The 14,581-nt window shown below is 35.8% G+C and carries 10 protein-coding genes; 5 read left to right on the top strand and 5 right to left on the bottom strand.

Features of this window, described 5'->3' with window-relative positions; genetic code table 11:
* Positions 1–61: 61 nt before the first annotated feature.
* The 3 genes from lysS (at position 62) to ACO05S_RS10870 (ending at position 4,390) form a co-directional block, all read left to right on the top strand.
* Positions 62–1,783, top strand: a complete 1,722-nt coding sequence (gene lysS, locus ACO05S_RS10880; protein WP_421918040.1) for a lysine--tRNA ligase — start codon at positions 62–64, stop codon at positions 1,781–1,783.
* A gap of 127 nt (positions 1,784–1,910) precedes the next feature.
* Positions 1,911–2,906, top strand: a complete 996-nt coding sequence (locus tag ACO05S_RS10875; RefSeq protein ID WP_421918039.1) for an NAD(P)H-dependent glycerol-3-phosphate dehydrogenase — start codon at positions 1,911–1,913, stop codon at positions 2,904–2,906.
* Positions 2,907–3,049: 143 nt separating this feature from the next.
* A complete protein-coding gene (locus ACO05S_RS10870) occupies positions 3,050–4,390 on the top strand; it encodes a glucose-6-phosphate isomerase (RefSeq protein WP_421918038.1) in 1,341 nt (446 codons plus the stop codon).
* A gap of 198 nt (positions 4,391–4,588) precedes the next feature.
* Here the strand turns inward: ACO05S_RS10870 and ACO05S_RS10865 are convergent, their stop codons facing one another.
* A complete protein-coding gene (locus ACO05S_RS10865) occupies positions 4,589–4,882 on the bottom strand; it encodes a hypothetical protein (protein WP_421918037.1) in 294 nt (97 codons plus the stop codon).
* A gap of 93 nt (positions 4,883–4,975) precedes the next feature.
* Between ACO05S_RS10865 and ACO05S_RS10860 the strand changes: the two genes are divergently transcribed.
* Positions 4,976–5,878: a DMT family transporter gene (locus ACO05S_RS10860; RefSeq protein WP_421918036.1), complete on the top strand. Its 903-nt coding sequence runs from the start codon at positions 4,976–4,978 to the stop codon at positions 5,876–5,878.
* Positions 5,879–5,880: 2 nt separating this feature from the next.
* Here ACO05S_RS10860 and ACO05S_RS10855 read toward each other — a convergent pair whose 3' ends face one another.
* Both ACO05S_RS10855 and ACO05S_RS10850 read right to left on the bottom strand, forming a co-directional pair.
* Entirely contained in the window at positions 5,881–8,382 is a 2,502-nt protein-coding gene (locus tag ACO05S_RS10855; RefSeq protein WP_421918035.1) for a PAS domain S-box protein, read from the bottom strand.
* 200 nt (positions 8,383–8,582) lie between these two features.
* On the bottom strand, positions 8,583–9,938 hold the full coding sequence (locus tag ACO05S_RS10850) for a cyclic 2,3-diphosphoglycerate synthase (protein ID WP_421918034.1): 1,356 nt from the start codon (positions 9,936–9,938) through the stop codon (positions 8,583–8,585).
* Between the two features lie 762 nt (positions 9,939–10,700).
* On the opposite strand from ACO05S_RS10850, the gene ACO05S_RS10845 reads away from it, so the two are divergent.
* A complete protein-coding gene (locus ACO05S_RS10845) occupies positions 10,701–11,324 on the top strand; it encodes an ACP phosphodiesterase (protein WP_421918033.1) in 624 nt (207 codons plus the stop codon).
* On the opposite strand, the gene rodA is transcribed toward ACO05S_RS10845, so the two are convergent.
* Complete coding sequence (gene rodA, locus ACO05S_RS10840) at positions 11,278–12,702, bottom strand: rod shape-determining protein RodA (protein ID WP_421918032.1); 1,425 nt, start codon at positions 12,700–12,702, stop codon at positions 11,278–11,280. The genes ACO05S_RS10845 and rodA overlap by 47 nt on opposite strands.
* An 8-nt stretch (positions 12,703–12,710) precedes the next feature.
* Positions 12,711–14,579 carry a penicillin-binding protein 2 gene (gene mrdA / locus ACO05S_RS10835; RefSeq protein ID WP_421918031.1) on the bottom strand — a complete coding sequence of 623 codons (1,869 nt, stop codon included), beginning with the start codon at positions 14,577–14,579 and terminating at the stop codon, positions 12,711–12,713.
* Between the last annotated feature and the right edge of the window lie 2 nt (positions 14,580–14,581).

Raw genomic sequence — 14,581 nt, 5'->3', positions numbered from 1 at the left:
ATTTTTAATCGAACTCAGGTTATTATATCTTTGCACCCGAATAAACTTTATTGAGATTAAGATGAATGCGTTAGAACTTAGTGAACAAGAGATCGTTAGAAGAAATTCCCTAAAAGAAATGCAGGAATTGGGCATCAATCCTTTTCCGGCAGCACAATATCATGTAAATAATTATTCTACAGATATTCTGAAAGATTTCGATCCTGAAAAGAACAAGCTACAAGAGGTTTGCATTGCAGGTAGAATTATGAGCAGAAGAATTATGGGAAAGGCTTCTTTTATTGAACTTCAGGATTCGAAAGGCAGAATACAAGTGTATATTGCCAGAGATTCTATTTGTCCTGAAGAGGATAAAACTCTTTACAACACAGTATTTAAAAAGCTTTTGGATATTGGTGACTTCATTGGAGTTAAGGGATACGTATTTAAAACCAAGGTTGGTGAGACTTCAGTTCACACAACCGAAATGACTGTTCTTTCAAAATCTGTTCGTCCTCTTCCAATTGTTAAGGAAAAAGACGGAAAAGTATACGATGCTTTTAGTGATCCTGAAATGCGTTACCGTCAACGTTACGTCGACTTGGTGGTAAACCCGGATGTTAAGGATGTATTCCTGAAAAGAACCAAGATTATCAACTCAATGCGAGAATTGTTCAACAGCAAAGGATACCTTGAGGTGGAAACTCCGATCTTGCAAGCCATTCCTGGTGGTGCTTCGGCACGTCCGTTTATTACACATCACAATGCTTTGGATATTCCTTTATACATGCGTATTGCCAACGAGTTGTATTTAAAAAGATTAATCGTTGGTGGATTCGAAGGGGTTTATGAATTTGCAAAAGACTTCCGCAACGAAGGTATGGACAGAACTCACAATCCTGAGTTTACTGTAATGGAGATTTATGTAGCTTACAAAGACTACAATTGGATGATGGATTTCACCGAAGAAATGATTGAGAAAGTTGCTTTGGATCTGCACGGAACAACAAAAGTTCAGGTTGGAGACAAAGAGATCGACTTTAAACGTCCTTTCAAACGTATATCGATGATTGACTCGATCAAAGAACATACTGGAATTGATATCAACGGGATGGATGAAAACCAGCTTCGCGATGTTTGTAAGCAGTTAAACATTGAAGTTGATGAAACTTTTGGAAAAGGTAAATTGATTGATGAAATTTTTGGTGAGAAGTGTGAAGGCAATTACATTCAACCTACTTTCATTACCGATTATCCTGTTGAAATGTCACCTCTTTGTAAGAAACACAGAGAAAACCCTGATTTAACTGAACGTTTTGAGTTAATGGTAAATGGTAAGGAAGTTTGTAATGCTTACTCTGAGTTGAATGACCCAATCGATCAGTTGGAAAGATTCCAGGAGCAGATGAAACTGAGCGAAAAAGGTGATGATGAAGCAATGTTTATAGATATGGATTTTGTACGTGCCTTGGAATATGGCATGCCTCCAACATCAGGTATGGGGATTGGTATCGACCGATTAACCATGCTGATGACGAATTCACAATCGATTCAGGATGTACTTTTCTTCCCTCAAATGCGACCAGAAAAGAAAGCTGCTTTTGACAACGACGAAAAGTTTGCCGAATTGGGAATTGCTCCGGAATGGATGCCTATTATCAGAAAGGCAGGATTTCAAACCGTTGAAGCATTAACAGAAGAAAAGCCTACAAAATTGCATCAAGACATTTGTGGTTTAAATAAAAAGCTTAAAATGGGTCTTAAAAACCCTAGTCAAGATGAGGTAAAAGAGTGGCTGTCTTAAACCTATTTTATTAAAAAATATTACAGAATCGGAGGTCGGGAATTTTTCCCTTCCTCCGATATTTATTAAATTAGGGATCTGTTTTACTGAAACAACTCTCTATTTAAAACAGACTTAGCAATATTATATGAACGAATCGTCAAGAATTGCAATTATTGGTGGTGGTAGTTGGGCAACAGCAATCGCAAAAATACTTCGCGAAAATGAGCTTAAACTGAACTGGTACATGCGAAATGCAGAAACCATAAAACAGTTTAAACAACTTAGCCATAATCCGAGATACCTTACAGGAGTTGAATTTGACATAGATCAGATTGAATTCTATAACAATTTGGATGAAGTAGTTAAGAATTCGGATGTAATCATATTTGCAGTTCCATCGGCCTTTCTAAAAAATGCATTAAAAAGATTAACAGTCAACTTAGAGGATAAATATATTGTTTCTGCAATTAAGGGTATTGTTCCTGATGAAAACATGATTATTGGTGAATTCTTTAATGAACACTACAATGTACCCTTAGATAGTATTGGTGTAATTTCAGGTCCTTGCCATGCCGAGGAGGTTGCAATGGAAAGATTATCATACCTTACGATAGCCTGTCAGGATACAAGAAAAGCTCGCTCCTTGGCATTAAATATGGAATGCCCATACATCAAAACAACCATATCGGATGATATCTATGGTACTGAATATGCAGCCGTGCTTAAAAATGTTATTGCCATAGCTGCCGGAATTTGCCATGGCCTTAGATACGGAGATAACTTTCAAGCAGTGTTAATTTCAAACGCAATTCAAGAAATTAAACGCTTTGTAGATACAGTGCGGCCAATCACAAGAGATATTAAAAGCTCGGCATATTTAGGAGATTTATTGGTTACTTGTTATTCGCAATTTAGTCGAAACCGTACATTTGGAACGATGATTGGGAAAGGTTATACAGTTAAATCAGCTCAATTGGAAATGCATATGATTGCCGAAGGTTATTACGCCGTTAAATGTATTAAAGAAATAAACGATGATTACAATGTAAATATGCCTATTACAATGGCGGTTTACAACATCCTATACGAACGAATTTCTCCTACAATTGAGGTGAAATTATTAACAGAGGATTTACGTTAGACTTAAATATTAGCTGTATTTTTACAGCTGATTATTGTAAAAATTAACTATTTAAAATACAACTTTTACATTCTGTTACTATCAAACTAATTGGAGGGGTTCGGTTCGGATAATGGCAAAATGTAAGGCTTAATTTCTACACAATGGAACACATTAAATTGAGTATCGACAAATCTCTTGATTTTGTTAGTAAGGAAGAGATTTTAAGGTTTGAAGAAAGCAGTAAAAAACACCTTATTTCCCTTCATGAAGGAACCGGAAAAGGGAATGATTTTATTGGCTGGGTTGATTTGCCTTCAAGAATTACCGAAGCTGAACTAAATGATATCGAAACCACTGCAAAATCATTAAAAGACAAAGTTGAAGTGCTTGTAGTTATAGGTATTGGAGGTTCGTACCTTGGTGCTAAAGCTGTTAACGATGCACTAGCGCACAGTTTCGATCAGCTAAATGCCGGAGACGAAAATCCCTTGGTTCTTTATGCGGGGCAAAACATCAGCGAAGACTACTTATTCGAATTAACAGACATACTGAAAAGTATTGAATTTGGGATTTGTGTAATTTCAAAATCAGGCACCACTACAGAACCAGCTATTGCTTTCAGATTGTTGAAAGAAATGTTAGAGGAACAAGTAGGAAAAGAAGAGGCTCGTGACAGAATTGTTGCCATCACCGACGAATCGAAAGGTGCTCTTAGAACTCTTGCTGAGCAGGAAGGTTATAAAACTTTCGTTATTCCTGATAATGTTGGTGGACGCTACTCGGTTCTAACTCCGGTTGGCTTGCTACCAATTGCTGTTGCCGGTCATGATATCAAGGCCTTGGTTGATGGTGCTAAATCGATGCAAGATTATACTGTTGCTGCCGCTTTTGAAGAAAACCCTGCATTGCTTTATGCTGCAACAAGAAATGCTTTATACCAAAAAGGAAAAGGCATTGAAATTTTAGCAAACTACAATCCTAAACTTCACAATGTTGCTGAATGGTGGAAACAACTTTACGGTGAAAGTGAAGGAAAAGAGAATAAAGGCATTTTCCCCGCAAGCGTAGATTTTACAAGTGATCTTCATTCAATGGGTCAGTACATACAGGAAGGACAAAGAAATATTTTCGAAACAGTAATTTCTATTGACAAGCCGAATCACACAGTTCTTATTCCAGAAGACAAAGACAATCTGGATAAGTTGAATTATCTTGCTGGTAAACGTGTTGATGAAGTGAATAAAATGGCTGAATTGGGAACTCAATTGGCTCACGTTGATGGAGGTGTTCCCAACCTTAAAATTGAAATACCTCAGCTAAACGAGTTTTACTTGGGAGAATTGCTTTATTTCTTTGAAGTTGCCTGTGGTATAAGTGGATATATCTTAGATGTAAATCCATTCGACCAGCCGGGTGTTGAAGCATACAAAAGCAACATGTTTGCATTACTTGAAAAACCTGGATTCGAAGAAGAATCAGCAAAAATCAAAGAAAGATTATAAATTGCAATTTGATAATATTCTAAAGGCCAGTTCTTATACTGGTCTTTTTTATGCTCCAAGGGAAACAGTTTTTATTCTGTTTCTCGAATAGCAAACACTCCTTCGCACCTGCAAGGGGTACGCACTAACTCAAACTCGTATTGTTAATTCAGGTATTTACCAGCAAATAGCAGAACCCATTTCCAAACTTAGCATGCGTTAATCATCTGTGTATGTAATTTCTGCTTCTTGCTGTAGCTTTTTACTATCGAAATAAATTCTGATTTTTTTGCCTGTAAGTTGTCCAAGAAAAAAAGCAGTAAGCATTATCGGATAGGTATAAAGTTCAAAACCAAGCCCAAAAAGATGTCTAAACAAAACTACAAAAGGTATTGGCGCATGAATGGAGATAAACCACATCAAGGAGTACTTCTTAAATGCTTGACGCACAAACCCAAAAGGGATATTCAAAACATAAGTTGCTAAGGCTGCCAATATCAAATTCAATTCCATGCAAGCGAATATATCAATTATAATTGTTCTTGCGCTATATGCAGGTTGAAATCACCATATTTTGGGTACTTTTGTTCCAATTCTTCCATATAAATGAGAAATAAAACCAAATACAAAGGGATTGCCTTAGCACTAGCGGCAACCATTAGCTTTTCAAATGTTTTTTTGTTTAGCAAATTGGCATTAAATGACATAAACTTACCATCCTTTGGTGTACTTTGGTTTGGTCTTGCTGTAGTCTATAATATCATTTACAATCGATTGTTTACAAAACGTATCAGACTAAAAAGCTTGCCTTCAAAATCAAAACAAATCTTATTCCTTATAGGGGTATCTGAATTCATATCGATTACATCATTTTTTCTATCCATAAAACTTACCGAAAATCCTGCCATTGTATCATTCTTGGCTAACACAAGTCCTATTTTTGTAGTTCTTATCGGATTCCTGTTTTACCATATCAGATATGGATTGCTTTCAATTATGGGAATTGCAATAAGCTTGGCAGGTGTGTTTATCATGAACATCAATAATGCAGGATTTAACATTCAGATTCTCTTAACACCAGCAAGCATTAGTGCATTGCTATTTGCATTGTTTTATGGAATAAGTCTTGTTTTGGCAAGATCAGAAATTAAAAATATCCCCACCACAATGATAAGCGTATGTCGAAATTTATTCCTATTTATTGGATTTACTTCCTACTTACTAATAAAGCTGGAGTTGCCAAATTATACAGTAGCATCCGTTTTATACATCACAATTGGTTCACTTTTAGGCCCCTTTTTAGGAGTACTGCTCACTTATGCATCATTAAAGTTTGTTGATGCTTCCATCACTACATTAATTGGAACTTCAAGAAGTATTTTTATTATTGCCGGCACTTTTCTTTTAATGGGTATGCTGCCGAGCATAAATCAACTTTTAGGTGGATGCTTAACAATATTGGGAATAATTAGCATTACCATTGCCGATGCTATCGCTACAAAAAAATAGAACTATGTCAGCACCTTACGTACTTCGCTACACAATTTCTCCTTGCTAAACGGTTTGGTAATATACCCATGACAACCTGCTTTAAAGCATCGCTCTTCTTCTCCATTTAATACCATAGCAGTTTGAGCAATAATCTTAATTGACTTTTCTGATTTGGTAATTTCATTCAAACAAGTCATAGTATTCTTCCCGGGAATATTTAAATCCATAATCAATAAATCCGGGCTTAGACTTTTCACCTTCTCTAGCATATCACTGCAATTTTCAGCATAAATCACCTCCAATCCTTCCTGGACTAATAGTTTTTTTACATACAGAAAAGAATTATAATCATTCTCGGCCACCAAAATTTTCTTTGATTTAGAGTAGTAATCCAATGATTCTGAATAGGCTATTACTTGGCTGATTTGAGCTTTGTCAACAGGAATTGTGAAATAGAATGTACTGCCTATCTCAAACTCCGACTCAAACCTGATTTTCCCGCCCAACAAATCAACCAAACCTTTGCAGATACTTAATCCAAGACCTGTTCCATCAATAAAATGCTCTTCATCTCCCTGCCTAAACCTCTCAAAAATAATCTCATGTCGGTCTTCCGGAATTCCAATCCCTTCATCTTTTACATACACCTCAACGAAATGACGTTCATCTTCTTTAATTAAGTTGCATCCTACTTCAACCGTACCAGATTCTGAAAATTTAATCGAGTTATCAATCAGATTATCCAAGATTTGCTGAATTCTATTGCCATCCGAATACAATTTTAAATCGGCAAGCATAGGGTTTACCTTAAAGGCTAATTTTAAATTGGGTTTGGTTTTAATGAGTTCATTATTTTTATTGATATCAATACTTTCTTTAATTAGATCAACTAAATTAAAATCTGACTTCTTAATTGCAATTTGATTCATCTCTAATTTCGAAAGATCCACAATATCATCTATAATCTGCAGCAATCTACTTCCTGATTGTTGAATGATATTTACATATTGCATTCTTTCTACCTGCTCAATATCCGAATCTATTATAAGCTCGGTGAATCCCATAATAGCATTCATTGGAGTACGAATTTCATGACTCATATTTGCTAAAAAAATAGACTTCAATTTATCTGATTCTTCTGCTTTTTCTTTTGCTTGTCTAAGTTCCTCTTCCGCTTTCTTTATTTCCGTTATATCCCTTGATACACCCAGTACACCCACGATTTCACCTTTTGAGTCGTACATGGGCGTTTTAATGGTTTCGGTGAGAATTTCCTTATCCGATCTGGCAGAATTTGCGATATTAACAAATCGAATAGTGCTGCCTGATTCAATCACCTCCAAATCCTTTTTATAGTAAAAATCTGCAATCTCTTTCCCTTTATAAATGTCATGATCCGAATGACCTATAAGGCTTTCCTCTTTTACTCCAATAAAATCTGCAAAATTTTTATTACAATTAAGATACTTACCCTTGCAGTCTTTCAACCAAATCATTTCGGGAACTGTTTCCAGAATGGTTTCTAATCTAGCTCTCTCATTATATATCTGCTGTATAGCATTTTTTCGAAGACTAATATCCCTAATAATCGCCCAATAACCTTTAGGTTTTTCGTATTCATCTTTTAAAAGATGAACTCTTATTTCAATTGGTATGCCCCCTCCATCTTTTTTCAGACATTCTTTTTCGTATACTTTAGAATTCCCATTCTTTAAAACTTCATTACTTATAACTTCTTCATCAACTTTTAACCATTTTTTAGGTGTTATATCCTTACAATTGACTTTAAGTAGTTCTTCCTCTGAAAAGCCCAATAGCTGTTGTAAAGCTTTGTTGCATTCCAAAATATTTAAGTCGATATCCATTACCATATAAGCATCCGACATGCTTTCGTACAACCTTGAATACTTTTTTTTGGCAGTTGACAAGTTTTTTCTATTATTTACATTTTGTAATTGACGATTCATAAACAAACCCAACAGCATGTTTACGATTGGAAATAATGTAAGAACTGGCAATATTTGATAGGATAAAGTCGAATTAAGCTCTTCTGCAGAAAAAAGATACGTGCAAAATAACACAATAATATGAACCACAAAGCCCATTAAAAGTAATTCAATCCAGTTTAGTTGATTATCGGTTTTTAGAAACTTATATTTCCAAATCATTCCAATGCTACCGGAAAAGATAATCATAGCAACTCCCATTAATACTCCATCGCCGCCCATAAACAACTGGTATGCTGTAGTAATAATCATTGCAACAATAGTAGGCAATGCGCCAAAAAATAAACCCGATATGGATAAAACTACTGATCGGGTATCAAATACAATTCCAGTTGTTGTCTTCCAAGAGGTCATCATTAAAATGATACCAATAATACCTATAATGCAGCCAATTACTACTTTCCGTAATAATGATTTTATTTCTGCTTTATTTACCCACATGTATTCGTAAAGAATGCTAAAACTAAATAGTAATGAAGCATTCTGAACAAGTCCTAGCAGCATCGAGTCGTTCATAAATAAATTCTCAAAGTGTAATTTATTAGTAATAGTCGGTTATTGCCAATTTGCACAACGGCAATTAAAAGACTTTATACTCGAATAATGTAAAAAGGTTTTCATTCACTAAACTATTTCATAACAAACGTAACTAGACAAAGAACAAGGGGAACAGATACTTTCTGATTCCCCTGGTTCAACTTTTATTTATTTTTTAATTACTCAACGGTTTCATTTATTAAACTATGATCTTTTATAAACTGCTTGATGATATGTGACATTTTAGGATATCCTATCTCTTCTAAATCATAGTAAACACGAGTATTTGGTTTTTTGATATTAATAATTCTATTCAAATCTATTGGTGTACCTATCACAACAGCATCGCAATCACTAGCATTAATTGTGGCTTCAAGGTCTGCTAATTGTTGATCGGAATACCCCATTGCTGGTAGAATGTTTCCAATCTCTGGATAGATTTCATAAGTTCCTTTCAACTTACCAACCAAATATGGGCGTGCATCTATTTCTTCAGCAGCTCCAAATTTACGAGCAGCAATTGTCCCTGCACCAATCTTCATCTCTCCATGCGTTAATGTAGGTCCATCCTCCACAATTAAAACACGTTTGCCACGTATCATTTCAGGATCATCAACGCTAATTGGCGATGCGCCATCAACAACTTGAGCTTTAGGATTAGCATATGAAATGCTTTCTCTAACCTCTTGAATACCCTCGGGAGCCGCTGAATCCATTTTATTAATTACTACAACATCTGCCATTCTTAAATTTACCTCGCCAGGATAATAACTCAATTCTGCTCCCGCACGATGAGGATCGGCTACGGTAATGGTTAAATCAGGCTTATAAAATGCGAAATCGTTATTCCCACCATCCCAAAGAATCACATCACATCCATCGGGATCCTCTTCTGCAGCACGCACAATTGCTTCATAATCAACTCCTGCATATATTACGTTACCCCTTGTTACATGTGGTTCATACTCTTCCATTTCCTCAACAGTACATTTGTGTTTCTTTAAATCTTCAACTGTGGCAAAACGCTGAACTTTTTGAGCAACCAAATCGCCATAAGGCATTGGATGACGAATTGCGATTACTTTTAGTCCTTTAGCCATCAATTCTTCAATTACCTTGCGAGATGTTTGTGATTTGCCGCAACCTGTTCGGGTGGCTACTACAGCAATTAACGGCTTATGGCTTTTTATCATTGTATCACCCGGACCTAATAACTTAAAGTTAGCTCCTGCAGCATTAACAATGGCACTAACATTCATCACTTTCTTATACGACACATCAGAATAAGAGAAAACGCAATCATCAATACAAAACTCCTTAATTAAGTTGGGCAGATCATCTTCTGTATAAATAGGAATTCCTTCTGGATACAAAGATCCTGCAAGTTCAGCTGGATATTTTCTTCCATCGATGTCTGGAATTTGAGCAGCTGTAAACGCTACTACGTTATACTCTGAATTGTCTCTGAAGTAAGTGTTGAAGTTGTGAAAATCACGACCGGCCGCACCAACAATAATAACATTTTTCTTAGCCATAACTTCTCTTTCTTTAGTTTAAAAATAATTTTAGTTGTCTGAACCTTTAAAATTATTACTTTAAAGGAATTTAGCTAATCTGACAAGCTTTTAATTCCTTATTTCTAGAATGTTGCTTAACACAGAAAAAAAACTTGACATTAAATTCAGTTAAACGTAACTTATTTAGTTATTCCAAAAACTACCATGAAATCATTCTCATTCTTTTGTCAGCAACGACGCCCAATTTGAGTGTAGCTGCAAGGCTCTTATATAGTTTAGGCGTTTTTTGAAAGGCTCCGATCCTACAATGCCATTCATAAAGGTATTCACAGTGTTCTGAATCTTGACAGTTACGCTTACAGTAGTTTTATAAAACAAATCGCCATAATTTTATGCCAAGACAATATTCCAAACCAGTATCAGTACAATGCGTGAATATGAACTGATGTGCGGCGGCAAATTTCCAATGTATAAAGTCAGCGTAAGCATAAAGACAAGGTAATAATTCGTAGTGTCGGGGTATTCTTGCTAAAAGGCAGCGTTCTCATGTTTGGTAGCATTGTTCTTGATCCTAATGAGTTAATTGTCATCCAGATGAAAAGTAAATTTAGCAGGAACACCAATTATGAATCAAAATAATTGATATTTACTTCTCAGGTTCATCTACTTATATTTTTAATTTGCCAGATGGAAGCCGCAAGATCAAAATAATCATCGCCATGTATATCTGGCTCGTTTCTTTATAAAACTGGTGTAAATAGCTTTTTGTATTTTTGAGAAATGAATTTTTTAGCGCATTTATATTTATCAGGCAATTCTGACAAGGTGAAGGTGGGAAACTTTATAGGTGATTCTATCAAAGGCAAGAAGTATCTGAACTATCACCCGGAAATTCAGAAAGGGATCATCTTACACAGAAATATAGATTACTTTACGGATAAACATCCGCTTATAAGCAAAAGTTCTCAAAGATTAAAAGAAGGTTTTGGAAGATATTCAGGTGTTGTTGTTGATGTTATATACGATCATTTCTTAGCTGAGAACTGGAATAGTTACCATATCAATCCAATCAGAAACTTCGTTAATCAATCGCATGAAGTTTTGGTTAAAAACTATTTGTTGCTGCCTCATCGTGTAAAAATGTTCCTCCCTTTTTTGATTCAAAGCAGAAGGCTTGAGAGCTATGCAAGCTTTGCTGGTTTGCAAAATGCACTGGACATAATGGCTAAAAGAACCAGTTTACCTGATAATTCGAACTTTGCTATTGAAACCCTAAAAAATCATTACCTGGAATTTGAGGATGAATTTAAGATATTTATGAATGAGGTGTTGGACTACGTAAAGAGCGCGCACAATATTAACGTAGCAACTCCAAACGATTGGCATCCAAACGAAGGAAAATAAAAAGTAAAATTGTAAATGACCATAAAGATGAGCCTCCATAACTAAAAAATGGCAAGGGGATCCCGATTACAGGTGCCAGACCAACTGTCATGCCAACATTAATGGCAAGATGAAAAAATAGGATACAGGCCACTCCATATCCATAAACACGACTAAATGAAGAACGTTGACGCTCTGCCAAAAAGAGCAATCTCAAAATCAGCGTAAGCAAAAGAAGCAATACAACACTTGAACCCAAGAAGCCCCATTCTTCGCCTACTGTACAAAAAATAAAATCGGTGCTTTGCTCGGGTACAAACTTAAATTTAGTTTGCGTTCCATTTAAAAAGCCTTTGCCGGAAAATCCGCCAGAACCTATTGCTATTTTAGATTGAGCCACATTATATCCTGCACCAAATGGATCAGATTCAATGCCTAAAAACTCGTTAATTCTTGTTCGTTGATGAACCTCTAATATGTTCTCGATAATATATCCTACCGAAAATGTATAACAGATACTTGCTATAGCAATGAATATAATCCATGCAACATGCATTAATTTGTTTTTATATGTATGTACAAAAAATGGAATTGCACTAAGAGCTAAAGAAATTAATAAAATCAGATAATTAGACAATTCAATTTTTATGCCCTTACCAACTAACCAAACCAAAACAAAGCCAATTCCAATCATACCAAGTGCCTTCGCAAATGCCAGCCACTTAAGTCCATTTGCCTTCGACATTAAAAGGCTTGCACAGACAATAATAAGAAGCACGGTAAACTTTTGCCAAATAAGTGTAAATATAAATAAGAGAGCAGCCAAAAAAGCCAAAAACAAAACAATCTCAGAAAGCCCCTCTCTATAAAGTACCAGAATAAAAACAGAATATACCAAAGCCGATCCGGCATCACCTTGTAGCACAATCAATATCATTGGTGTGAATAAAATAATGAAAGAAATGAGGAGGGATTTTAAATTGTGTATTTTAAAATTATACTGAGTAAGGTATCTCGAAATGGCAAGGCAAGTGGCGAATTTTGCAAATTCGGCAGGTTGAAAACGAATTGGTCCCAATTCGAACCATGATTTCGCTCCCTTAATATCGCGCCCAAACACAAGCACTGCTACCAGAAGAAAAATCATAAAGATATAGGTAGGATAAGCAAATGCCGAGTAAAACTTACTCTCAATTATCAGAATAACTATTGCCAGTACCACTGCGGCAGCAATCCACATAAGCTGCTTTCCATATCTTTGGGTAACATCAAAAATACTTTGATACTCTTCGTTATAAACCGCTGCGTAAATGTTTATCCACCCCAAAAAAACAAGAACTGTGTATAATAAAATTGTCCACCAATCTACATTTTTTAGCAAACTTACTCTTCTGGTCATATTTCTTTCTAATGATTACTAGATTCTGAAATTTTCTTCTCCTCATCAAGCTGGTGGATCAGATCAGCCTCCAACATGCGCTTCTCGATCCATTTTTTGCTAACCGATATATCTCCGCGAATGTACTTCTCTATCATTAAGCCTCCAATTGGTGCTCCATATCTCGATCCCCAAACTCCGTTCTCTACATAGACCAAAATTGCGATTTTTGGGTTTTCGCGAGGAGCAAATGCTATAAATACAGAATGATCATCACCATGAGGATTTTGCACCGTTCCTGTTTTACCACAAACCCTAACTCCGGGAATTGCTGCCAATCCACCCGTACTTCCTTCGCCACCTATAATTACCATTTCCATGCCATCAATTACAGGTGGAAAATAGGACGAATCAATACTTGTTTCATGTCTTACAGTATACTTTTTAGCAATCTCTTTTTCTTCACCAACCGACTTTATGATATGCGGGGTATAAAAATACCCTCTGTTAGCAATAGCAGCACACATATTTGCCATTTGCATCGGAGTAATTAACAATTCCCCCTGGCCAATTGACACTGAAATTATATTCAAGGCACGTAAATTTTTTCGTCTGTATTTTTTTAAATAGTAATCAAGGTTCGGAATACTCCCTTTTCTTTCATGGGGTAAATCTGTTCCCAAAGTCTGCCCTAAACCAAATGACATTACATGATTTCGCCAAACATCGTAACCATTATTTACAGAGCCAAACTTTGGAGATTCAACGATATAGCGAAATGTATAAGCATAATAGGTATTGCAGGAATGCATGATAGAATGCCGTAAATCCAGAGGCGATACATGATGGTGACAACCCATTTTAAAAGACCCCACGCGATATTCTCCATGACACTCAAAGCGTGTAAAGGGACTAATCACTTTTTCTTGCAAGCCAATTAAGGCATTTATCATTTTAAAAATTGATCCTGGTGCATATTGAGCCATTAAAGCTCTATCGAAAAGAGGTTTTAAACTATCATTTCGGATCAAAGTTGAGTAGTTTCTTCCCATTTCCCTGCCAACCAGCATGTCCGGATTGTAATCTGGGCTGGATATCTTTGCTAAAATCTCACCTGTTGATGGTTCCAGAGCCACAATACCTCCTTTTTTATTCTGCATCAAAAGTTCGCCATACTCCTGCAAATCAATATCCAGAGTAGCTACCAAATCTTTTCCTGAAACCGGCTGTTTATCAAACTTACCTTCTCTATAAGATCCTTTTATTCTGTTGTAAACATCAGCCCAATATATTTTTTTCCCCTTCTCTCCTCTTAATGCTTTTTCATAAGTCAGTTCAATTCCACTTTTACCAATATAGTCGCCCTGACTATAATATGGATCAGCTTTAATTTCTTTGTTATCTACTTCGTTTAAATAACCCAAAGTATGCGCAGCACTCTTTCTAGGGTATTTTCTCAGTGTTCTTGGTTGAACAAAAAATCCCGGAAACTTATAAAGTTTCTCCTGCAAAACAGCGTATCGTTCCGATGACAACTGCTTCAAAAAAACAGATGCTTTGCGATAAGAATACTTCTTTGCTTTTCCCAGTTTTTTAATAGCATCTTTCTTTTCAATTCCAAGTAGATGGCAAAAATCTAGCGTATCGAAAACATGTACTTGCCTTGGAATAATCATTACATCGTATACCGCTTGATTATATACCAAAAGTTTCCCGTTACGATCGTAAATTAATCCACGCGCCGGATACTGAGTTACTTGTCGCTGAGAATTATTCTCTGCCGATAATTTATAAGAATCATCTAGAATTTGCAGATTAAATAGTTTGATCATAAAAATCAGCACAACAAGTACAAAGATTCCTCCTATTACATATATCCGATTTGAGAAATTATTCATTT

Origin of the sequence: Marinifilum sp., assembly GCF_965230805.1 — a bacterium.
GTDB lineage: Bacteria > Bacteroidota > Bacteroidia > Bacteroidales > Marinifilaceae > Marinifilum.
The sequence above is the reverse complement of the archived record's forward strand: the minus strand, read 5'-3'. Positions and strand labels throughout refer to the sequence as shown.